Consider the following 24,393-nt stretch of genomic DNA (forward strand, 5'->3'; position numbering starts at 1 on the left):
GTTATAGAAAAATCTTTCCCAAAGGGAAAGAAGAATCTACAACATTATTTAACGAGATTACTCAAATTGTTTTACACTGCTATATTTATCTAAATGTTCCAGAACCTTTTGTTTGTCTTCCTCGTCATAGTAATAATACCAGAGATTGTCCCGTGAAGATCTCCCTGACGTTCCACTTAAGGTCATTGGATGCCAATCCTTTTTGGAAAAACTATGATACGTTTTCATAATCGAGAATAAGTCCTGTTTAGATAAATCAGTACTGATATGTTCACCTAAAATATCTAAAAGCTTTGGTGCCTTCAGAATCGTTTTTGCACTGACAGCTTTTTCTGCTAAAGCTCGAATTACATACTGTTGCCTCTTAATTCGGCCAAAATCCCCTTCTGCATCATGACGATAACGAACATAGCCTAATAATTCCTCGCCATTCAGATGGTGATAGCCAGGAGTTAACTCTACTTGAATATCACTGGCAATATAGTACATACTAGATGGCGTATAAACTTCTAAGCCTCCTAAGGCATCAACAATTTCTGTAAATGCAACAAAATCTATCGCAATATAGTTGTCAATCGTGATCCCAAAGTTTTCTTCAATCGTTGCTTCTAATAACGGAATCCCGCCATAAGCCATCGAGTGGTTAATTTTTTGGTATCCGTATTTAGGAATCCGTACATAAGTATCCCTTGGAAAAGAAACAGTTGCTACTTGCTTTGTCTTTGGGTCAATCCTCATCACCATGATCGTATCTGACCTAGCCCCTTCAAAGGACTGATCTTCTCTGGCATCTACCCCTAATACAAGTACATTCAGCGGTCGATCAAAGGTATTGGTAAAAAGATCAGAAATCCCAAAATCATTTTCCAGTGTTTGTTCTGGTTTCTCCCCTTGTGCATTACGAAAGATGCTTGAACCAAATTGATTAAATGTATAAAAAAGATATCCCCCTAATAAAAGGGATAAAACTAAAAAAGAAAGAAGGGAAATCTTTATTCCCTTTTTCCACTTATTTTTGTTTTCTTTTCTTTGATTCCATCTGTCTGTTCTCTTTAAGTGATTAATCATCTAATTCATCCTTTACGCATTAACCTCGGATATGAGGCTTATTCACTGCAATCCCAAATAACCAACTACCCACTCCTACAATAAAACGGGTTACTGGTTTTTTTGTTTCACCAAGGATTCCTGTCCATTCCACTCCAATTAAGACAAAAAGGATAAGAATGGTCATCACAATAATCCCGATCCATACCGTGGTTTGCGATAAAAAGATGGCTGCCAAACTAAACAAAATATTGATTCCATAAATAATCAGCACTGTTTTACGATGGGAAAAACCCATATCGATTAAACAATGATGAAGGTGTTTTTTATCTGGTGCCGTGATTGGTAATTTTAAACGGAAACGACGAATGATCGCAAAGATCGTATCAAAGATCGGCACTCCTAAAATGACAATCGGAATCAAGTAAGAAACGACGGTAATGTTTTTAAAACCTAAAATCGACAAGGTCGAAAGGAAAAATCCCAGATATAATGAACCGGAGTCTCCCATGAAAATTTGCGCCGGATAAAAGTTAAAGAATAAGAAACCGATGGTAGCACCTAATAAGACTAATGTGATGATTGCAACCATAGTATTTCCCATTATTAAAGACATAATAAATATTGTTGATAAAGCAATGGAAGAAACACCTGCAGCTAATCCGTCTAATCCATCAATCAGATTTAAGGCATTGGTGATACCCACAATCCAAAGGATAGAGACCAACCAGCTCCATTCACCTAAATAGATGATTTTATAAAAGACTGGAACAGTAATAAATTGAATTTTTACCCCACCAGATACAACAATCGCTGCAGCGATGATTTGAAAGACTAATTTCGTTTTTGCAGACAAAGGCTTAATATCATCGATGATTCCTGTGATCACGATCACAAGACTACCTAAAAGTATCCATAACAACGGTTCCTCGGTTTCATGTGCAAAAAGAATTAAGCCAATTGTCGTTGCTAGAAAGATGGCTACCCCACCCATTCGAGGCATCACCTTTGTATGCACCTTTCTTGCATTTGGATGGTCAACTGCACCTATTTTTATCGCTATTTTTTTTATAATCGGTGTCAATAGTATGGACAATACTAACGGAACTCCAAAAATGAAGAACCAAGTCATGATTGATCCCCTTCTTTATCTTTCTTTTTTTAAAAAACACTAGATTTAATCCAAACTTGATTGTATTATAAAAATCGTACACAAGACAAGAGCTATTTTTCTTGAAATTGTAAATACGAGCAGAAAGGAACATACATAATGAAAAAAATTTGGCTTCTTTCTTCGATTGCCGCAGTTATTCTCTCTCTTTATATTGGAATGGCCATTCGAACAGAACACCCAATGAATCAGTTATATGATTCAGTCATAGACAAAATCAATCATACTCATGTAGTGAACTTTAAATCTGGTTTTGCAGTGAATCAATATAACAATGGCCAAATTACCGAACAATGGCAGATGAAGCGGGAAGGAACCTATGATGCCTGGAGTAAATATCTAAACTTCCGTAATGTCTTACAATTTACAAATATAGATCAGCAAGACAAAGAAGAAGTAGAGGAAAAGACCTCTTTATCCCAAGATCCAAAGGGAAATATGATTTTACTCCCGATACAAGAGACCTTTTTTAAAAACGGGCTTTATCTCACCCAAAATCGAGAAACAGGCCTTTGGACTTCTCAATCAAAAGATTCGTTTCAATTGTTAGAATTATTGCCGTTGAATGCGGAATTGTTAAATCGTTATGCCAAACACTATAAATCAGAAAACCGTGGTAAATTCGTCGTCTTCTTTTTCTCAGTCGATCCGAATTATTTATCAAGGACATTTCCAACGATTTTAGAATCAGATAACCTTTCCTTCCCAATGCGTTTTAAAGAAGGAACGATCAAAATGTTAGCTTACCCTGATTCCTTATTACCAAGAAGAGTCTATTCGATCTACAAAATCGAAAACCTTGAAACCGGTGAAGTGTTTGAATATAACATCGACACCTATTTTAGTGAAAATGAAGATTATCAAGATCTGGAAGAACCAGCTATTCCTCAGGATGTTTTAGAGCGAGCGAAAGCGATCAAGTAAATACAGATTTGTATATTCCAACACGCTCCGTTGTCGATACACTCCAAAAGTCGCTACTTATGGAATAATTCATATCCTAGTATCTAAATAGTCAATGTAGAAGAAGAGCTAGATATTGATTCTTGGCTCTTTTTTTCTTTGGTGTCAGTAACCATATTCATTGTTGTCAAAATTGATATCGTTAGCCTTGAATCGTCTGTTTAAGTCCTTCGGCTAAGGAAGTGTTGGCTTGCCAATGTAAGGCTTTAGCTGCTTTTGTCGGATTTAAACAACTGTAGACAATATCTCCTTCTCTTTCAGGACCATGAACAAATTCTACCTGTTTTTCAAAGGCTGCTTCTAATTGTTGAATAAGCTCTAATAAAGATGTTTCTTTACCCATGCTAATATTGACGATCGCTTGACTACCTTCTGTCATCGCTGCAAGATTGGCTTTGGCAACATCGCCAACATAGATATAATCCCTTGTGTGCCTTCCATCGCCATTGATCGTAAGCGTTTCTCCCTTTTTCAACTTATCAACAAAGATAGAAACCACTCCACCCTCTCCTTCTGGTGTTTGTCGTGGGCCATAGATATTAGCATAACGTAAAATCGTATAATCGATGCCATACATGCGATGGTAAAGCATGATATATTGCTCTGCAATCCACTTGGATAATCCATAAGGGGAAACGGGTTGAATCGGATGCTCCTCGTTAATGGGTAATGACACGGGATTCCCATAGATGGCCGCTGAGGAAGAATAGATGATTTTCTTAGAGCCCACCTTCTTCATTAAATCTAAAATGTGAAGCGTTCCTGCCACATTCACCGACTCATCATATAGTGGATCCTTGATCGATGGGGGAACCACCGATTGTGCCGCCAGATGATAAATGATCTCTGGTTTTTCTTGTTCAAATACCTGATCTAGTTCATGTGAACGAATATCTACTTGATAAAAACGAGCCTTGGGGTTAAGGTTTTCCTTTTTCCCAGACGTCAAATTATCTACAATACTCACTTCATGTTGTTGTTCAATCAATAAATCTACAATATGGGAACCGACAAACCCGGCTCCACCTGTTACTAATACTTTCATGACTTCACCTCAATAAATTAGACGTGTCTTATGCAGATAAAGTTTCAAATTCTTCTCTATTTTACATCCGATTTTGTTATACGTCATTAGGTTTTAACAAAAAGAAAAAAGGATACCAAAATGCCAAACTTTTGTTTCTTCCTGCTCCAATTTTTCATATAACTTAGAAGAATAAAGAAGGCTTAAAGAAAAGGGGGCTTGGGCAATGAGCGATGAATACCACCAATCTTTAACCGGATATAGTGATAGCCGCTGGTCTGGATTCAAATTGAAAGCATAAAAAGACCTGCTACCTGCAGGTCTTTAAATCTTAGTGATTATTTATATACGTCACCACGGTTGTCAATCGTCAGAATATATACTCCTCCCACGACACAAATTCTAAGTTATTCTTTAGTTGGCGTTTTTCTTCTTCACTTAAATCGATTTCTTCCAGTTCCATTTATAAGCTCAGCAGGAAAAGGATCTGAAATCTGATTGTCAGGGATTGCTGTCTGACCCTCCAGTCTCTTTTTTCCCTATCCGTTCTTTCAGCACACTAATCACTTCCTCGTCAGTGATATAGCTTCCTTCTAACCCGAGTTCATGGGCAATTTGAGTAACAGATGGTTGTTCTAAGTGTGCTTTTTGGAGTTTTTCTTTTTGGGCAAAAATATCTTTACTTGATCCATCCATGAGTACGTTTCCTTGGTTGAAGACAATGATCCGTTCAAAAATTTCCGCGGCAAAATCCATGTCATGAAGAATACATAGGACGATCTTTCCTTGCTCATGAAGTTCTCGAATGATTTTTTTTAATATTTGTTTTCCTGCATGATCTTGCCCCATAGTGGGTTCATCGAATATGACTACATCCGTGTCCATTGCGAGTATGGATGCAATGGTAATCATTTTTCTCTCAGATAAGCTTAAATCATAAGGATTCGTTTCTATGTATTGTTCTAGATGAACCTTTTTAAGGGCTTGAAAAGCATTATTTTTTGCTTGCAGTTCATCCTGTCCAATATTTAAGGGGCCAAACATCACTTCACTAATGACCGTGTTCTTAAAAATTTGATCATTTGGATTTTGGAATACTAAACCGATATGTTTTGCAAGACTAGCCACTGTATAGTCCTTCGTATTTCTCCCGTCAAAAATGATTTCACCTTCTGTAGGTTTTAATAAGCCTTTGAGCAATTTTACAAAAGTAGACTTTCCAGCACCATTTTGTCCAATGATTGCTGTAGGTTCGCTACCTAGATGTAAATTGATTCCTTTTAAAACCTCATTTTCAGGTGTATAGGAAAAATGAAGATTCTTAATTTCTAGTGATTTCATAGTTTATCACCAATTTCATGATAGAGTTCTTGAATCGTAATGGGATAATGACCTGTTTGTTTATTTTTAATCCCTAGAGCCCTACTAATCCTAGTAACAGCTGGGGCGACGATTCCATGGGCCTCTAAATCATCACGGGAGAACACCTTAGCTGGAATATCAAAATCGATTAATTTTCCATCATTCATCAATAAAATTCGATCTGCATATTGTGCCATCTTCTCAATCTTATGCTCTGCCATAATGATGGTAATTCCTTCTTTCGTAAGGTTTTCCACCACTTTAAACACTTCATCAGACCCTTGTGGATCTAATTGTGATGTCGGTTCATCGAGAATGAGAATGTTTGGTTTCATCGCAATGACACTGGCAATAGCTACTCTTTGCATTTGTCCTCCAGATAGATCAAAAGGATTTTTGTCTTTAATAGCGGAAATATCCAGTAATTCAAGACTTTCCTCAATTCTATCTAAGATAACATCTCTTTCTATTCCTATATTTTCCAATCCAAAAGCGATTTCTTCAAAAACGGTATATTTTGATCCCGTCATTTGAGAAAAAGGATTTTCAAACACAAGTCCTACATGAGCAGCAATTTCTCCTACTTCATGCAGCTTGACTTCTAGTCCATTTACGATAACATTTCCCCCGTATGCCCCTTTAAAAAAGTGAGGAACAAGGCCAGAAAGTGCAAAGCAAAGAGATGATTTCCCTGCTGTATTTCTGCCAATTAAACCAATAAATTCTCCCTGTTTGACTTGAAAAGTGATATCATCCAATGCAAGGTGATCGGTGTCAGGATATTTATATTTTAATCCTTCTACTTGAATGATGCTCATGATAAGATCCTCCAAACGATAGCAGCGATAAGAGCTGTCCATAATATAACCTGAATTGTTTTTTGATAACTATACTTTTTCGTTTCGTTTAAAAAGGTCTTTTTGATTCCTGTATTAAAGCCTCTCACTTCAAGTGCTATGGCCCGTTCACGCGTACTGTTTAAGGAATTGAGTACAACGGGTCCAATAAGCGGGAAAAATGCTTTCATACGCACGAGTAGATTCCCTTCTGTTTCCATTCCTCTTGAACGTTGGGCATCGGTTATTTTTTCCATTGTTCCACGCATTTGGGGGATCAGTTGTAAAACAGATAAAAAGACATACCCGATTTTAGGAGAGAGTCCCTTTTTGATCATGTCTTCTACCATTTCATCATGCTTGGTTGTCAGAATTAAGATCCCAAATGACATAATCATATTCATCACACGTAACGTGATGAGTGCTGCAATGCTTAATCCTTCCTTAAAAAAGGTTACAGCACCGATTGAAAATAGAACGGTTTGGTTTTCAGGATGGAAAAAACCTTGGACAACGATAATTGAGATAATTAAGATCATACTAAGTCCTAAGGCCGGCAAAATTTTTCGAAACACTTTTCCTAAGATAAGAATAAGTAAACTTGTCATCGCAACGGATAGAACAAATTCAAGTTCTGGAATAATGTATGTGATGGCGATACTCACCATCACATACAGGACTTTCGTAAGCGGAGCTACTTTGTGTATGACTGAATCTTTTTCTACGTACAGGGTCATCGAGCTCATCTATATCATCCTTTTATAGTTCTTCGATTTTCTCACTGCCTCGAAAAATTGTATTAAAATTCTTTGGTAAGCCTTTGAAAATAAAATAACTAATAATAACAGTTGCAACCTTATCTGGTACATCAACGACTACGCTGTCGCCAAAGGATGCTAGCCACATTGGGAGATCATAGGATACGAGAAACGCATAAAATGCATCTCCCCATACGTTACCTGTTTGGCCTCCCCAGAAGATAATATTCAATGGAGTGGAAACGACTGCAGCAACTAAACCAACGACTAAACCCATCATAGTTACAGACTTTAAGTTTTTAAGCCACCCTTTGTAAGCCATGATCCCAACAACTAAACCGATTGCACCGCTTGTGACTGCATATACGGTTGAAATAGGGTCGACCGTTATACCAAATATAATATTATTAATGATTCCAGATAAAGCTCCAATAATTGGCCCTGCTAACATACTTGCTAAGATGGTACCAATTGAGTCTAGCCATAATGGTAGTTTTAACAAACCTGCAAATAATTTCCCTAAATAGTTGATCCCTATTGCTGCTGGGATCAGCGCAATCGCAGCAGTTGAAAGCTTTATTGTCCACATACTGTTTTTACCCATAGCTTAATCCTCCTCTTTATTTAGATTTATTGTGAATGGAAGCAATTGCCTCCAAGGCCACCTTGATTTGATTTTGTTCCCCTTGTGCAGATAGCTTTTCTCCCTCAACAAGGTTGTTAATGCCTGTTTGTAGATTCCCTTTTGACGGGACGACAACATTTAATACAGAGGCGGTTTGTATTCCTCGCAATGCTCCTAAGACAAATAATGTAGACGTTTCCATATCAGATCCTAATAGTCCTCTTCTAGACCAGTATTCATCAATATTGTCCTCTTGGTCTGTATAAAAACTATCATGGCTTCGTATAATCCCCATATGGTACGGAATATTTTGGATTTCTGCCACTTGCCTTAATGCAGCTACTAGATGATGGTTAGCTATGGCTGGAAAAATAGATTCAATATAAGCTTTCGAAGTTCCCTCATCGCGAACGGATCCTGTAGCAATAATTAAATCACCTAGATTAATATAATCTTGTAATGCACCACTACTCCCAATTCGTATGAGTGTGCTTACCCCAATATTCGCTAGTTCTTCAATGGCAATGCCTGTTGAAGGCCCACCAATTCCTGTGGACACCACTAGGATGGGAATATCCTTATAGTAGCCTAAAATACTCTTATACTCTCGATTGTAAGCTAAATCTTGAACATGTTGTAGATGTTGTTTAACCTTATCCACTCTTTTCGGGTCTCCTGGAAGTAATGCGTATTTTGCTTTTATTTCACTTGTTAACTGAATATGTGGTTGTAACTCAGTGGACATGTTATTTCTCCCTTCTTATTCCAACATACTATTTTCCCTTTCTTGCTTTAGACGATCAATATCGAGAATCTTAATCCCATCGTTTATGAATTGGATAATCTTTTTTTCTCTTAACTCACGCAATATACGATTTACGCTTCTTAAGGTGACCGCAAGTTGTTCGCTTATCTGATTTTTGCTGATACGGATGATCTGTTTGTTTTTACGGTTGGGTTCCAATTCCTTTAATAAAAGATTGCACAAGCGATATTTTAGTGGATATAAACTATCTACACCCGACTTTGTAGCTAGGTTATATAAATATTTTGCAAGACTACGATTAAAATAATAGCTCATATGGTTATCGATATTCAGCCACTCAAGGAAATCTTCAACCTTAATTCCAATTAAAGTAAGGTTCGATAGAGCTTTTACGTTTGAGACAGAAGGATATCGGTCAAAAATTTCTATTTCACCGATAAAGTCTCCACTTTGATAAATGGCTTGAGAATAGACTCTTCCATTTTCGGACATTACATAAATGTTAGCAGTTCCTTCAACAATGATATAAAATCGATCAATCACCTCACCTTGATTGATCACAACATCTCCTTGTTGAAAGTGATAAACATCCATCTGTTTTAAAATTCGAAAAGGACAGTTTTTCAAAATTTCATATAAATGTTTATTTTCTTCAATTAATTTGATAATCTTTTCCAAATTCATCTTTCTCCTTAATTTTAAAAGATATGTACGATGGAGGGATAGGACATGTGTCCTATATGTCTCCATTTTATTTAATAATTCTGATCACTAGCGTTGCATTAATTAAATCTGATGATTCAAAATAATAGCAATCTTCAAAAATTATATGTCCATACAACAAAAAAATCCTTTACAATGGAAGTACAGGTGATTCCTGTCCAAATCCAATAGTAAAGGAATTCATGTTATGGACAAGAATACACTAATTTCGTCATTTGGTAAATGGGTTTCACCCATAAATTTTAAAAAAATTTTTGAACATGTTGAAAATGGTAAACAAGATTACTACATCAAGAAACTTACAACAGAGGCTTTTATTAAACTTCTGCTTTTTGCTCAGCTGCATGAAACCGAGAGTTTACAAGCCATGAGTGATGCACTACTTAATGTGTTTGACCGCGGGTATGTTGACTATGAACGTTTTAATCGAATGACAGATGATGGTTACTTCTTTGTATCAAGGCTAAAGAAAAATGCCGTCATACGAGAAATCGAACGTTTTACTCTTCCCGAAGGTAGCAAGGTTTTAGCTGATAAAATGGTCTACATCGGGACACCACAAAAACGGGCAGAAAATATCTTTCGCCTTCTTGAGGTGATCGATACAAAGGGGAATAACCTTCGGTTAATCACGAACCGATTTGATTTGAGCGCCGAAGAAATCAGTGAAATTTACCGATCACGCTGGACAATTGAACTATTCTTTTAATGGCTCAAGCAGCATGTTGAGATCAAACATTTTTATGGAATGAGTGAAACGGCAATACAAAATCAAATCTACTTAGCACTAATTACTTATTGCTTAAATGTTCTCGTGCAACTTGAGATGAAGAGTAAGAAATCTTTACTTCAAATCACTCGCTGGTTAAAGGCTGCGATTTGTAAGCCAGCATATATTTGGTTACGTCGGTTTGACGAACGATCTAGCACATAAATAAAAGCATGATTCCTGTCACTCCAGTATTTAAATGTATATATTTACCAAATGGACAGAATCACCTTTTCTTTTTTACTGAAAATTTTGACTATATTTATGCAACGCTAGTGAATTCTGATTAAATAATATAACATTTTAGGATAAATGTCTTAGGGGTATGAAAATATATCCCATAAATGTTGCCATATTGTAAGAGTCAAACAGACCACACGGAAATAAAAAAATGGCAAAATAAAAGCAAAAAAGACCTACTACCTGCAGGTCTTTTTTCTTAGTGATTATTTATATACATCACCACGATTGTCAATTGTCAGAATATATACTCCTCCCACGACACAAATTCTGAGTTATTCTTTAGTTGGCGTTCTTCTTCTTCACTTAAATCGATTTCTTCTGGTTCCATTTCTAATATTTCATCTCAATCTGGACATTTATGAGTTAGGGACAGAAATTTCAGGTAATCATAAGCTGATTTTTTAGCAGATTCAGGAAGGTTTCGGATCAATTTAACTAATTCATCATTATTAATTGTCATTATACAAACCCCCTTTAATTTTCTGTGTAAAAACAATTCTTTAGATAATATTATACTTTTTTAATCGATTTGATCTCAACAACAATTTATTTTTTTAAAAAACCACCTGTTTAAAGAAAGAACCCTATCTTATAAAAAATAGATAAGGTTCTTTCCATGTTCATGGTCTTATTTCTTTATGCCATGAGCGATGAATACCACCAATCGTTAACTGAATTTCGTGTTGGGCACTAGTCAGATGTGGCGATTGACAGTATAGGGTTCGTTATTGCATTAGTAAGCTATTGGTTGTTTCAACTAAAGGTGAAAGGAGAATATCAAAATGGATTTAAAAATGCTCACGTTATTTTTGTTTCATGCTCTAGCTTCGGCAACGCAGGCATCTTCGAATAATTATTTCACTGGAACCATTACTTCATTTCTATTTTTAATTTCAATTGGTTCCAAAATTCTAAACTCATTTAAGATGTCTTCATATAAATTACCAGCGTATTTAGGAATATTGATGGTTACCACAACTGCATAATCAATTCTATTACTACTACCATTCCTACCCATTCCATGTAATACTAAAAATGGTCTCTCTAAGGAGTTAACTTTCATACGTTTCCATTTTTTGACGACAGTATCCCATTTTAAGTCATTTCTTCTTGCAAGCTCAGTTTGATAACGTTCAGGTGAATTAGTAGCTGGTAAACTACTTTTTTTATACCCTTCATTTAACAGCTCTTGAATTTTAATTTTATCCAGATCAATATTTAGGATTTTACTCTTATTGCCTTTTGTAAATTTATATTTCTTACTATGTGGATAGAAAGTATCCTCTATTGCCGATTCTGTATAATCTTCAATATGTAATGGGTTTACTTTTGATAAAGTTACAATTGTCCAAGAAAAATGTACATCTGATGAAATAGATATATTTAAAGGTAATGGTATTGGAAGTTTTGCTAAACCAGTAGGGTTCATCGAATTAGAATAGATAATGTGTACGCGATTTCGATCGCACCTTAGGATATCGTCTACGCTTTGATCAATTATTCCATAACCAATTTGTTCATCTACTAGATTTGGGTTTTTAGCAGAATGTATTAATAGCGCTCTAGCAACTAATGGAGTGAAACGATTACATCTTCCTATTATTTCTGCTGCTTTACTTGCAATTATCGGAGCTGAAAAGCTCGTACCAGCTGAAAGTAGTTTTGTTTTATCATCTGCAAAATTTAATAAATGAATAGGGAATCGACTATCTCCACCAAACGCACAAAGATCAGGTTTTACCTTGCACCCTTCTCTACCCCCACCTACGCAGCTATAACTTGCTCTTTTCCAATTTGTAGACTCGTAATCATAAGTATAAGCACCTACTCCAAGTCCATTAACTAGGTCTGCAGGGGATTGTATTCTATTATAAGGCGAAGGTCTTTCTCCATCATTTCCAACTGCAACCACAAAAAGTTTCCGATAGTTCCATGCCAATGTATCTAATGAATATGTAAATCTAGAAATTTCATCATCGAATATTGGACCAACAGGACCAAATGATAAATTATAAACATCAATATCATGTCTAGTCGGGACTACTTCTTCAATTAAATCAATAGCTTCATATAGATCTAAATCTGTTGGGTCACTCAATGGTAATACGCGAAAACTTTCCACAAAAACAACTGGATCTTCAATCCGGTTATTTGCCTCATATTGATTTAAATCTCCATATAGGGCTACACCAGCTACAGCTGTACCATGTTCTATACCTTCTTTAATTGCGACAGTATTTACAGATTTATTCTCTTTACTATATTTTGTTAAAAAAGGATGCGACGAATTAATCCCACCATCGAAAATCCCCAATTTTATTTGGGAAATCGCTTTTCCTATAGGGGGTAATAATAAATTGGTATCATTCGTTGAACCTCTTAGAGAAGGGAAAAAATTTAATCTTAAAGGATGAACAGTTCTCAAAGGATTAAAATCAGCAATATTTTTTATAACTTTAATATCCACCACTGCGCTAACAAACGTCGGCCCATCATCATACTCCCTTATTTTTATTGTGTTCTCTTGTACCCCTTGGTTTAACAGGTTTTCCTTAAATTTCCCAACCATTACATCATTTTCTTCATTATATGGGTGGAGTACAAATTCAACGGCCCCTTCCCTCCAATCATCATCAAAGCCCTGAATTACTTCGCTAACATCCAATAAGGAAAATTCTTCAATTTTCCTTATATCATTTTTAAAACTATCCGACAACAAAGCCTCGTCAGATGAAAGAATTTTATCAAATGAAGATAAACCCTCTTGATCAATTTTAACAAAGTGCATTTTACTATACTTCAATTCATCGTCTTTTTGAAATACCCATCTTCTTGATCCGATATTTTGCAATTGAGTTTGTCTAAATAGGGTTTCAGGTGTATATGATTTTGCAAGAAACTTTTCATTTAGCCTTAAAGTAATAACAACTTCTTTCATTCTTTTTTCTTCTGGAATTTTTTCTATTCGCAACTTTACCTCTTCTACTTGTTTTTTAACTCTATTTTTTGCTTCATTGTAACTTCTTGGATATACCGTTTCTCCTCCCCCATATGATTTCTGAATAGGTTCAATCATCTTTTCACCATTGCCTATTATCGGCATATAATCCTGTTTTGACCTGTCAGACATAACATTCTCCCCCCTTAACACTTTATTTAATACTTGACTTTAGATGATGATTCACTGTTGAAACACTAATACCTAATAAATTAGCAATCTTCGCTTGGGATATTTTCCCTTCATAAATTTCCTTTAATGCAAAAATTAAAATTTTATTAAAGTTTGAACGGTCATCATTATTCACTTCTCTTAATTTTTCAATTAGTACCTTTATGGGATCGGAACCATTAATGATAGTTTGACGAAGTACATATTGACTGATTTGTTTAATATCCGACGGACTAACATGATTAAACGCTTTAGCTATCGCTTTTATAATTATATCTTGAATTTCTATAGTTCCTTTGTTCATATTTAATTTCCATAACTTAAATCTTTGTTCTTCACCTGGTAATGGTATTTCAATTTTTAAATCAAATCTTCTCCAAATTGCCTTATCCAAGAATTCATGATGATTGGTTGCCCCAATTATAATTGAATGAGTTGGCCATTCTTCTAATTCCTTTAGTAGCACATTAACAATTCTTTTTAATTCCCCTAAGTCAGTTGGATCATCTCTTCTTTTTGCCACTGCATCGAATTCATCAAGGAGAAGTACCGATGGATTGTTTTTCCCATAATCTAGAACTTTCTTCAGGTTCTGCCCGGTTTTACCTAAATAGCTTGATATTGCAGACGATAAATCTAACGTTATTAAAGGCAATGATAAACTATGGGCTATAAACTTGGATAATAAAGTTTTCCCAACTCCTGGTGGTCCATAAAACAAAATACTATTAGGTGGTTTTAAATCATTAGCTATTAATTTTGAAATTTGTTTTCTTTCCGCTAAAAATTGTTTAATTAATCGTTCTACATGGTTATCTAAAACAACAATTTCATCAAATGTTGTTGAGTCGTTAACATTTACTAATGACATAAAAGATTCATTGTCAACCGGGGGAGGTGTAATACCTATTGACCTAGTGAGCGGCGCCCCAGCGCTATATGTAGAAATAATTTCTGCTAATTCCATCGATAATTTTGGGTCATCCTCTTTTATTTTTCTAATTATTGAAAGAGCAGACATTTCAACAGTTCTTATATCTCCTTCTAAAGAAGCCCGAATCAAGGATGGTAATTGTTTATAAACCGCATTCATTCGATACACACCTTTCATATTTACTTATCGAATAATAATATTATAAATATTACCACCTTTTTTAGTCAATATTATTCGAATATAACAGCAAACATAACTTTATCGAATGGAAATTTCCTTTAATAAACATAAATCTAAACTTAAAAAACCTCCTAGGAATAACATAATCCAAGGAGGACTTAACTTATTAGTTAACTCACAATAACTGCATAAATACAATAATACTTGACCAAGTCATTATAGCAGTAAATATGCAATCGGTGCTGTAATAACAATCGTTAGAATCGTTCTTTCTATCCAGATTACTAATAACTTAAGAATGCTGATGGGGATATCGGTCGACAAAATAACCGGCACGACGGCTGAAAAAAAGATAATAGCTGAAACACTAACCACACCAATAACAAATTTCGTTATTAATGTTGCTTCTGTAACTAATAAAGCAGGTAAAAACATTTCTGCAATTTCCATTGAAGCTGCTTTAGCAGCTAAAAATGGTTCAGGCAAACGAACAAGCCATGTAAAAGGATAAAAAATATAGCCAAGAATATCAAATACCGGAGTATATTCTGCGAGTACTAATCCTAATAAACCTATGGACATGATTGAAGGAAGGATTGCCATTGTCATCACTAATCCGTCTTTTAAGTTCATCCAAATATTTAATAATAGATTAGGTGCTTGTTCGGCCACATTCATTGCTTCCTTCCAAGCTACTTTTAAGCGATCCTTTTGAAATTTTTCTTCTGGCTGACCATCAATATCGTTATAATAACCATCACTCATTTTACTTAACGGCCATAAACGAACTGTAATGACTGTTACTAAAAACGTTACAATAAGTGTAACCCAGAAATAAATATTCCAAATGTCCATTAATCCAAGTGTTTTGGCTACAACAACCATAAATGTTGCCGAAACAGTCGAAAAACCAGTTGCGATTATTGCAGCTTCTTTAATTGTGTATTTCCCTTCTTTAAATACCCTGTTCGTAATTAACAGTCCAATTGAATAGCTTCCGACAAATGAGGCAACAGCATCAATCGCAGATCTTCCTGGTGTTTTCCATACAGGTCGCATAATAGGTTGCATGAGAACACCTATAAATTCTAATAACCCGTAACTAACGAGCATAGCTAGGAAAACTGCTCCAATCGGAACCAATATACCTACTGGAGTGACCAAACTATTAAATAGGAATGGTCCCATATCTGGTGTAAAAAGCCAAGCAGGGCCAAATTGAAAATTAATCATAAATGCTATAATTAAACCTAGGATTTTAAAAAAGGATAATACAATATTTACCTTATCCTTTTTCCAAGTTCCTTTTACAAATGGATAAATAGCACCCGATGCAATTATGATTAACAAATAATAAGGTACCAGATTAGGAACAAGATCACGAACAAAAGTAACGAGATGATCAAGCATAATGGAAGATTTGCCATTGATCGTAATTGGAATAAAGAACATAAAAATCCCAATTAAACTATAAACACTAAATTTTGCAATGTTTTTACTATTATTTGTCCTGATTTGTTTTATTTCAGGATTAACCGTTTCAATCTTACTCATAGACACACCTCTTCTCTAAAATTTTAAATATTCAGACTATTATTTTTTGAAACTTCCCCTAGCAAAATTTTTACTAGGGGTTATAAGGCTTAAAGAGTATGTTTAAATAACTATTTTCCCTTCTTTTACAACTAAAACTCCACTTTTGATCACTGTATCAATATGATTCATTCCATACTGATAGGAAAGAAATAAATAATTCGGTACATTAAAAATAGCGATGTCTGCTTTCTTCCCTGGCTCTAGGCTACCAATTTCTTTAGCACGTCCGATGGCATAGGCGGCATTAATCGTTGTAGCCGTAATTGTTTCCTCAGGTGTCATCCCCATTTGTAGACATCCCAAATTCATTATAAATTGAAGTGAAAATGTAGGAGAAGAGCCCGGGTTCGCGTCGGTAGATAAGGCAATTGGAATGCCACTATCAATCATCTTTCTTGCTGGAGCAAACTTGGCCATTAGGAAAAATGCCGTTCCTGGAAGAAGTACTCCTATTACTCCCTTTTCAGCCATCATTTTGATTCCTCTTTCAGACGCGTTTAATAGATGATCTGCTGAAATCGCTCCAACCTCTACCGCAAGTTCAGCCCCTCCATATGGTTCAATTTCATCAGCATGTATTTTGGGGATTAAACCAAACTGTTTTCCAGCCTCAAGAATGCGGCGGGATTGTTCAGGTGTAAAAACACCTTTCTCACAAAAAACATCATTAAATTCTGCTATTCGACTTTCAGCTACGGCAGGAATCATCTCCTGAATGATTTGATCTACAAAAAGATCCGGATTTGTTTTAAACATAGGTGATACAGCATGAGCACCCATAAATGTGGAGACAATATCGACTGCATGATCTTCATTTAATTGCTTTGCAACTTTTAATTGTTTTAATTCGTGCTCAAGACTTAAACCGTATCCACTCTTTATTTCGACTGTTGTAACTCCGTTCAATAAAAATACATCTAACCGCTTTGCTGTTTCCATATAAAGCTGTTCGAAGCTAGACTCTTGTGTTGCGCGTGTAGTAGCATGAATCCCTCCTCCCTCATTCATAATATCCATATAGGTTTTTCCTTGAAGTCTCATCACATACTCTTTTTCCCTTGAACCAGCATAGACGAGATGGGTATGCGGATCGATAAGTCCAGGTGTAACGATTTTATTTTCCGCTTTAATCACTTCAGCCTTATCTATTACCTCGTGAAATTGTTGTCGTATATCTTCGTCCTTGCCTACCGCTAAAATTTTATTTTCTTGAACCAAAACGCTCCCATTTTCGATTACATAAAGATTCTTCATTTGCTCTTTTATCGCTGGTGTATCTGAATGACCTTGCAATGTAATTAACTGTGCTGCTTTTTTAATGTATAACATTTTATAACCCTCTAGTCATTCAGCATTGGAATATGAATCCCATTTTCTTTTGCCGTTTTGATTGCTAACTCATACCCGGCGTCAACGTGTCGAACGACTCCCATCCCAGGATCAGTTGTAAGTACTCTTTCTAGGCGTTTTTCTGCTTCCTTAGTTCCATCAGCAACAACAACCATTCCTGCATGGATGGAGTAACCCATCCCAACACCACCACCATGATGAACACTAACCCAACTTGCACCTGCCACACTATTAATAAGCGCGTTTAATATAGGCCAATCCGCCACTGCATCACTGTCGTCTTTCATTGCCTCAGTTTCGCGGTTGGGTGAAGCCACAGATCCTGAGTCTAAGTGATCTCTGCCTATCACAATCGGTGCTTTTAGCTCTCCACTTGCAACCATATCATTGATCAATTTGCCAAATCTGGCTCGTTCTCCATAACCAAGCCAACAAATTCGTGCAGGATACCCTTGGAAACTAATTTTTTCACGTGCCATCCGAATCCAATTACATAATGGTTCATTATAACTAAATTCCCTTAAAATCACTTCATCTGTTTTATAAATGTCTTCTGGATCCCCGGATAATGCTACCCAGCGAAATGGTCCTTTTCCTTCACAAAATTGCGGGCGAATATAAGCAGGTACAAACCCAGGGAAATCAAAGGCTTGTTCAACTCCTTGATCCTTTGCCACTTGACGGATATTGTTGCCATAATCGAAGGTAATCGCACCTTTTTTCTGCATTTCTAACATTGCTTTAACATGTTCAGCAATACTTTTCTTCGCTAATTCAACATATTTTTCTTTGTCGTTTTTCCTTAGTTCAGATGCTTCAGCTAAAGTGAAGTTTGCAGGGATATAGCCATTTAGCGGATCGTGGGCTGAGGTTTGATCGGTTAATACATCAGGGATAAACCCTTTTTCCAACATTTGCGGCAATACTTCCGCGGCATTTCCTAGTAGGCCAATCGAAAGAGGGGTTCCTTCCTTTGCAGCTTGTCTTGCCATTTCAATTGCTTTATCCAAATCATCTGTGGATGTATCCAAATATTTCGTTTTAATACGCCTTTCCATTCGTTCAGGATCAACTTCAACTGCAATACAGATCCCTTTATTCATTGTAACCGCTAATGGCTGTGCTCCGCCCATTCCCCCAAGACCTGCTGTAAGGATGATCTTTCCTTGTAAAGTCCCTTTAAAATGTTGGCGAGCAAGTTCAGCAAAAGTTTCATAAGTTCCTTGTACAATTCCTTGACTTCCTATATAAATCCAGCTCCCAGCGGTCATTTGCCCATACATGATTAATCCCTTTTTCTCCAATTTGTTAAAATGTTCCCAATTGGCCCATGCAGGTACTAAATTGGAGTTCGCGATCAAAACCCTTGGCGCATCTTGATGAGTGCGGAAAACAGCTACTGGTTTCCCAGATTGAATAAGTAAGGTTTCGTCATTTTCTAACTGTTTTAATTCCCTCACAATTGCTTCGTAAGCCTCCCAATTGCGTGCGGCTTTGCCAATTCCACCATAAACAATTAATTCTGCTGGCTTTTCGGCTACTTCTGGATTTAAATTGTTATTTAGCATTCTTAAGGCAGCTTCTTGGATCCATCCTTTTGTATGCAATATGTTCCCTCTATATTGTTCAACCTTCTCTAATGACACACCAACCACTCCTTTCAAAAAATAAAACTCTTACAATTTATAATCAGACATACTCATCATCAATTCAGCTAGCAAATAAGCAGCTAACCGTGCTGTTTTTCCGTTTTCATCTAATTGTGGATTAACTTCTGAAAGATCAAAACTAAGCAGGTTTTCCTTTTTGGCAATATACCGCAACAATTTTCGCACCGTTTTTGGTTCTAACCCAAATGGAGATGGGGCACTTACACCTGGAGCTGCATTTAAATGGATCGCATCAAAACACAAAGTGAGGATCATATAATCATATGTTTGAGAAAATCGATCAATCACTTGAATGGTTTGTTCAATCTTTTCCACCTCTTCTTCATAAAGGTATGTACAATGGTAGGCCTCTGCTGTTTCAAATAGTTTTTTGGTATTTCCAAATCGTTGAATCCCTAAAGCCAAATACCCTACTTGATGATCCTTATCTAAAATTTGCTTAAACATTGTTCCAGAAGTAGCAAATGGTTCAACACGTAAATCAAAATGAGCATCAATATTAATGATTCCAAGCGAAGGCTCATCCCCTAAGAAAGCTCTAGCACCAAGATAATGTCCAAATAAGGTTTCATGACCACCGCCGAGGATGATTGGGAATTTCGATTGATATAACAATTCCCTTACATACAGACCTAATTCCCTTTGCGACTCTTCCAAGTTTCCATCCTCACAAACCACATTTCCTACATCGATAATATTTGAATCTTCTTCTAAATGGTAAGGCAAGTTTGCTAAATATTTCCTGATTTCATCTGGAGCCTTGCCTGCTCCTATTCGCCCTTTGTTTCTTTTCACCCCTTCGTCGCATTGGAACCCAATAATTGCTATTTCTTTTTCTGTATCTGATAATGGCAAATGATCAATTGGATAACATTGCACTCTTTGATGGAGACGTAAACTAGCTTTGTCTACCCCATCCTTTCTGCCAACCCATAGATTTTCTTTTGCATTACGATAAATTGCAGTTCACCTCCAGATATTCTTCATTTTTAGAATTTTTTATATTTTCATGATCTTTTAATTCCATTATATTTTCGATATGATGGGGATACAAATACCTATTTAAAATAGATTTATAGCGATTAACTATAAAATGTAGGTGAGAAGAATGGATGCTCGTGAATTAAAATACTTTGTAACGCTAGTTGAACAGAGAAGTTTTACGAAAGCTGCAGAACATTTGCACATCTCCCAGCCTTCTTTAAGCAATGCCATTAAAAAGTTAGAAAAAGAAATTGGATTAAAGTTAATTGATAGGGATACGAGAAATTTCCAATTAACGAGGGAAGGAGATTTTTTTTATCAAGAAGCAAAAAAGCTGATCCGCCATCATGAGCATATCAATAAAGAAGTAAAGAAAATGAAGCATACAGGTCCAGCTGAATTGGAAATAGGCTTAATTGAAAGCTCTATGCTTTGGTTACCGGAGATTGTGATTGCTTTGAAAGAACAGTACAAAGAAGTTCGCATCAAACTATTGGAAATATTAAGCTTAGAGGAAGTAGAAAAAGCACTTCTTAATTTTGATATTCATCTTGCGATCACGAATCAACCTCTTAATCGGGAAGAGATCCATGTCATTCCAATTTATATGGAAAAATTGGTTGCTCTTTTACCACCAACCCATTCCCTTGCATCTCAGCCTTTTATCCATTTAGCAGAATTAGCGGAAGATCATTTGATTGTTTGCAAAGAAGGTTTTCAATCACGTGAGGATATCTTAAATGCTTTCCGCCAATTAGGAATCAAGCCAAACATACAATTTGAAATAGAAAGGTTTGAGACAGCTACCCACTTAATCGAAAAAAATTTGGGAATCACTCTTGTTCCAGAAAATTATGTTAAATATGCAAAAACGGTTAATGTTGTGAAATCAATAAAAGATATATCGGTAGAGAGAACAGTATATTTAGCTTATGTAAAGAACAGGTTTATACCGGAAATTGTTTGGAAATTTATTGATTTAGTGAAAGAGTTCTTTGGGGAGTAGCCTTTTCCGTATAAAAGTAAAAAAAGAACCCTATAAAATTATGGGTTCTATACATACTAAAATCTTAAATATGCTAGTATTTTTTGATTCCTATTTACTTGAAGAATCTTAAAATCATTTTTTAAATAAAAATCATTTAGATATGGGATATCATCATATTCTACACAAACAATTCGTAAACCAATTAAATCATAAACTAGTTCACAGTTTTCTAGCATCCACTACTAAGCTAGTACGAGTTAAAGCTCTTTTTTCATTTGGAATTGCATTTTTGTGTAGAAAGGTTTCAGTCTCATCTTGAGTTGCCTCAATTAAACTTAATAAGCTAACTACTTGCATTTTCTAGATTTTAATATTTTTGCTGCATTAGCAATCCTTTCTGATTTATTTAGCTTTATATCATACCTTATCTATATCGATCAAGATAAGGCCTCTTCTAAACTAGATAATTGAATTTTAATTTACTTTAATCCCAATCACTACATCATCCAAAAGGTACAAGGTTAAGGATTGGCCCTGTTGTAAATCTCCTAAGTGATAGGTTGCAGTACCTTTCCAAACACGAACATCTTTTGCTAATTGATAGGACTTGTACATTCCTGAGGTATCTTGGATATAGATTCTTCCATCATTTACATTGACGGTTGTTAGTGTTCCTGATACTTTTTCCATTTGTGTGATCAGGATTTCACTACCCACTTCAACCACTTTGACATAATCATCTGTCTTTAGATTATTGATCGACATTTCAGTACCGTTACTATTATAAACAGTTACCGAGTTATTTAGACTGATCGTTTTTTGTCCATCAGAGGTATTTAGAATGAGTTGCTCTCGGTAGGTTTCAATTGAAGCAATCGTTCCATATGTTGGTGGAATAACGTCTATACGTTCCAAATCGTCGCCGATAAATGTTAATTGTACTGTATCTCCTTCTTTTAAGTCCTCGATCGTTGGTTTTGATACGTTTGGAATGGATAGAGTGGTCGAGCTAGATAAATAGTAGTAGTCTTCATCTCCATCAATATCCACTGTAATTCTTTTTCTACTCGTACTGATATCCGTTAAGGTATAGGTTCCTGCAGTTCTTACGTCAATTTTTGTAACGACTTCTTGTTTAATCGTTACGATTATTTCCTGTCCAACCTCTAAATCAGATAAGTCAGGTCTGGTTTCATTGGCAATATTTACGTCTACATCTGGATCTAACCGATAAGTTAAAGTTTGACGTTGTTCGTTTTTAAGGGTAATAAAATCTTCCTGATCATCAATCCGAACAAACTCACCTTCAACCGTATTATTTAAGGTGATTGCATAAATGAGATTATCTTTTAATTTCAAGGAAACTTTCATCCCTACTTCAATATCTTCGATCTCTGGATATCTTAAATCAAGATCTAGGTCAACATAGTCATCAATGGGATATGTCTTTAATTCCCCTTTACTATTCTCAATTGTTAGATAGCGATTCACCGTATCAATACTTTTAACCGTTCCTGTTAAATCGCTAAGATAGAAACGATTGAGTACTGTTAAGGAAACAAGGCGTTGGTTTTCTACAGTAAAGCTGACTTCATCATCCACTTTTAAATCCGCTAAGGTTGCATTGTTAATCCCTTCAATTTGAATATCTGCTTGTTCAGATATTTCATATGCTTTTAGAGAACCATCCGTTAGGCGAAGGGTTAAAATTTGGTCTGATGTGGATACAACCACAACTTTACCGTTTAGGGTTACATTTTGATAGGGTTGAATCATCCGAATCGTAGTAACTTGATCATTTTCCACGACAAGCTCAACTTGATCACCTTTTTGTAAGTCTTTTACCGTTGGAAAGCGAACACCTGCATACTCGACAATGACTTGGTCAGATAAGGAGAAGGCTCTATATTTTCCATTATCTTCTATCATGATGATCTTATTTTCTAGATCAAGGGAATAAATCGTTCCTTTATTATTGGATAGGTTTAAGTTAGATGTTAATTCAATCGTCAGGATTTTATTTTCCATGTCTAAATATAGTATGACTTCATTTCCAACAGCTAGGCTTGAAATATCTACAGAAACTGTAGAACTAGATTTTACTTTTGTATTTTGATCATAACGATAAACATTCAATTTTCCATTTTCATCTTTGATGGTAAGCAATTGATCTGCCACAAGATGTTGTACAATCGTTCCTGTAATCTGCGTCTGGTTAACTGGCATAACTTCATCTAGCTGCTCTAGATAAACAATATAGCCTTGGCTATCTACTCCAAAACGAATTTGATCACCTTGCTTTAAATCTGCAAGTTGAATGCTTGAACCATCTGGATTATATAAAGCAGCTTTACTTGAAAAGATGTATGTTCCTGTAACGCCGTCTTCCGTTTTAATGGTATAAATATTATTGGTTATTGATTGAATGGTACCTACAGGTAATTGACCATCCACATCTGCCATAAAACGGTCAGTTCTGCCAATCATTGTAGCTAATTGTGCCCTTGTTACGGTTGAATTCGGGTTAAATTGAAGTTGGCTATTTGCGTTATAGCTTCCAGTAATGATTCCTTTTTCTGATGCTAATGCAACATAGCCCTTTAAATAACTTGGAATGGAAGAATCATCTACGAAGCTTGTTGTTGCAGTGCTTCCTACTTCATTTTCTGCACCAATCATTCGAATGATCAATTGAGCCACCCATGCTCTTGAAGCACCTTGATTTGGGTTGAATAAATCTGCTTCGATTAGACCTTTTTGCGCAGCAACAGCAACATATCCAATTGCATTCCAACCTTTTGGTAAGGATAATCCTAAATTGTCGATTTGTGTCGTATTAGCAGTTTTAGCCTCATCTTCTAAACCCATTGCTCGAACTGCCATCACGACAGCCTCTAACTGTGATACCGTTTTATCTGGCTGAAAGCGACCATCCCCATACCCTGTTACAACACCACGCAGCTGCATTTTTAAAATATATTGCAGTCCCCAATGTTTATTCCCCACATCTTTAAATGGAGAAAACCCTTCTGCATTGGCAAATGCCCCAAATGGAATTAAGGCAAAGACTAAAATAAATACGAGTACAACGTTAAGTGTCCGTAGCTTCCTCATCAAACCACTCCCTGCTGTATTTTTGTATCTTTTAACTTATTCGACACAGTTCTTCCAAACCCTTCTATTTTGCGACAAATCTCACTTTTTTTCTGATAAAAGGTGTTCTTCAATTGACAAA

19 protein-coding genes and 1 pseudogene are annotated in these 24,393 nt (G+C 35.8%); 4 read left to right on the forward strand and 16 right to left on the reverse strand.

What is annotated here, in order from left to right; all coding sequences use genetic code 11:
• Positions 1-57 precede the first annotated feature (57 nt).
• Both TEPIDINF_RS10345 and TEPIDINF_RS10350 read right to left on the reverse strand, forming a co-directional pair.
• Entirely contained in the window at positions 58-1,068 is a 1,011-nt protein-coding gene (locus TEPIDINF_RS10345; RefSeq protein WP_421691941.1) for an LCP family protein, read from the reverse strand.
• 19 nt (positions 1,069-1,087) lie between these two features.
• Positions 1,088-2,179, reverse strand: coding sequence for an MraY family glycosyltransferase (locus tag TEPIDINF_RS10350; protein ID WP_421691942.1), 1,092 nt, complete (start codon positions 2,177-2,179; stop codon positions 1,088-1,090).
• A 138-nt stretch (positions 2,180-2,317) separates the two neighbouring features.
• On the opposite strand from TEPIDINF_RS10350, the gene TEPIDINF_RS10355 reads away from it, so the two are divergent.
• Positions 2,318-3,142 carry a hypothetical protein gene (locus tag TEPIDINF_RS10355; protein WP_068726380.1) on the forward strand — a complete coding sequence of 275 codons (825 nt, stop codon included), beginning with the start codon at positions 2,318-2,320 and terminating at the stop codon, positions 3,140-3,142.
• A 181-nt stretch (positions 3,143-3,323) separates the two neighbouring features.
• Here TEPIDINF_RS10355 and TEPIDINF_RS10360 read toward each other — a convergent pair whose 3' ends face one another.
• The 7 genes from TEPIDINF_RS10360 to TEPIDINF_RS10390 all read right to left on the reverse strand — a co-directional run bounded on the left by TEPIDINF_RS10360 (position 3,324) and on the right by TEPIDINF_RS10390 (position 9,230).
• Positions 3,324-4,226: an NAD-dependent epimerase/dehydratase family protein gene (locus tag TEPIDINF_RS10360; RefSeq protein WP_068726382.1), complete on the reverse strand. Its 903-nt coding sequence runs from the start codon at positions 4,224-4,226 to the stop codon at positions 3,324-3,326.
• A 480-nt stretch (positions 4,227-4,706) separates the two neighbouring features.
• Positions 4,707-5,546 (reverse strand): energy-coupling factor ABC transporter ATP-binding protein, encoded by an 840-nt coding sequence (locus tag TEPIDINF_RS10365; RefSeq protein WP_421691943.1) that lies wholly within the window; start codon positions 5,544-5,546, stop codon positions 4,707-4,709.
• The gene (locus TEPIDINF_RS10370; protein WP_068726385.1) at positions 5,543-6,385 is read right to left on the reverse strand and encodes an energy-coupling factor ABC transporter ATP-binding protein; all 843 of its coding nucleotides are present in this window, start codon (positions 6,383-6,385) and stop codon (positions 5,543-5,545) included. Before TEPIDINF_RS10370 ends, TEPIDINF_RS10365 begins: the two co-directional genes overlap by 4 nt.
• A complete protein-coding gene (locus tag TEPIDINF_RS10375) occupies positions 6,382-7,149 on the reverse strand; it encodes an energy-coupling factor transporter transmembrane component T family protein (protein ID WP_068726387.1) in 768 nt (255 codons plus the stop codon). Before TEPIDINF_RS10375 ends, TEPIDINF_RS10370 begins: the two co-directional genes overlap by 4 nt.
• 13 nt (positions 7,150-7,162) lie before the next feature.
• Positions 7,163-7,765 carry an ECF transporter S component gene (locus TEPIDINF_RS10380; protein WP_068726389.1) on the reverse strand — a complete coding sequence of 201 codons (603 nt, stop codon included), beginning with the start codon at positions 7,763-7,765 and terminating at the stop codon, positions 7,163-7,165.
• A gap of 16 nt (positions 7,766-7,781) precedes the next feature.
• Positions 7,782-8,531: a nucleoside phosphorylase gene (locus TEPIDINF_RS10385; protein ID WP_068726391.1), complete on the reverse strand. Its 750-nt coding sequence runs from the start codon at positions 8,529-8,531 to the stop codon at positions 7,782-7,784.
• Between the two features lie 15 nt (positions 8,532-8,546).
• The gene (locus tag TEPIDINF_RS10390; RefSeq protein ID WP_161937330.1) at positions 8,547-9,230 is read right to left on the reverse strand and encodes a Crp/Fnr family transcriptional regulator; all 684 of its coding nucleotides are present in this window, start codon (positions 9,228-9,230) and stop codon (positions 8,547-8,549) included.
• A gap of 232 nt (positions 9,231-9,462) precedes the next feature.
• Between TEPIDINF_RS10390 and TEPIDINF_RS10395 the strand changes: the two are divergent.
• Positions 9,463-10,209: pseudogene (locus TEPIDINF_RS10395) on the forward strand (IS4 family transposase).
• Positions 10,210-10,903: 694 nt separating this feature from the next.
• Positions 10,904-10,981 carry a VanZ family protein gene (locus TEPIDINF_RS10400; protein WP_201024221.1) on the forward strand — a complete coding sequence of 26 codons (78 nt, stop codon included), beginning with the start codon at positions 10,904-10,906 and terminating at the stop codon, positions 10,979-10,981.
• A 159-nt stretch (positions 10,982-11,140) separates the two neighbouring features.
• Here TEPIDINF_RS10400 and TEPIDINF_RS10405 read toward each other — a convergent pair whose 3' ends face one another.
• From TEPIDINF_RS10405 to hutG, 6 genes are all read right to left on the reverse strand, one after another.
• The gene (locus tag TEPIDINF_RS10405) at positions 11,141-13,417 is read right to left on the reverse strand and encodes a S8 family peptidase (RefSeq protein ID WP_421691944.1); all 2,277 of its coding nucleotides are present in this window, start codon (positions 13,415-13,417) and stop codon (positions 11,141-11,143) included.
• Positions 13,418-13,439: 22 nt separating this feature from the next.
• Positions 13,440-14,549, reverse strand: a complete 1,110-nt coding sequence (locus tag TEPIDINF_RS10410; RefSeq protein WP_068727654.1) for an ATP-binding protein — start codon at positions 14,547-14,549, stop codon at positions 13,440-13,442.
• A 237-nt stretch (positions 14,550-14,786) separates the two neighbouring features.
• Positions 14,787-16,124 (reverse strand): YjiH family protein, encoded by a 1,338-nt coding sequence (locus TEPIDINF_RS10415; protein ID WP_068726402.1) that lies wholly within the window; start codon positions 16,122-16,124, stop codon positions 14,787-14,789.
• Between the two features lie 102 nt (positions 16,125-16,226).
• A complete protein-coding gene (gene hutI, locus TEPIDINF_RS10420) occupies positions 16,227-17,495 on the reverse strand; it encodes an imidazolonepropionase (protein WP_421691945.1) in 1,269 nt (422 codons plus the stop codon).
• 11 nt (positions 17,496-17,506) lie between these two features.
• Positions 17,507-19,162, reverse strand: a complete 1,656-nt coding sequence (gene hutU, locus TEPIDINF_RS10425) for a urocanate hydratase (RefSeq protein WP_068726406.1) — start codon at positions 19,160-19,162, stop codon at positions 17,507-17,509.
• Between the two features lie 30 nt (positions 19,163-19,192).
• Positions 19,193-20,146, reverse strand: coding sequence for a formimidoylglutamase (hutG, locus tag TEPIDINF_RS10430; protein ID WP_068726408.1), 954 nt, complete (start codon positions 20,144-20,146; stop codon positions 19,193-19,195).
• Between the two features lie 148 nt (positions 20,147-20,294).
• Here hutG and TEPIDINF_RS10435 point away from each other — a divergent pair, with 148 nt between their 5' ends.
• Complete coding sequence (locus tag TEPIDINF_RS10435; protein ID WP_068726410.1) at positions 20,295-21,176, forward strand: LysR family transcriptional regulator; 882 nt, start codon at positions 20,295-20,297, stop codon at positions 21,174-21,176.
• Positions 21,177-21,632: 456 nt separating this feature from the next.
• Here TEPIDINF_RS10435 and TEPIDINF_RS10440 read toward each other — a convergent pair whose 3' ends face one another.
• Positions 21,633-24,272, reverse strand: a complete 2,640-nt coding sequence (locus tag TEPIDINF_RS10440) for an S-layer homology domain-containing protein (RefSeq protein ID WP_068726412.1) — start codon at positions 24,270-24,272, stop codon at positions 21,633-21,635.
• Between the last annotated feature and the right edge of the window lie 121 nt (positions 24,273-24,393).

It is taken from the genome of Tepidibacillus infernus, assembly GCF_048898065.1.
Lineage (GTDB): Bacteria > Bacillota > Bacilli > Tepidibacillales > Tepidibacillaceae > Tepidibacillus_B > Tepidibacillus_B infernus.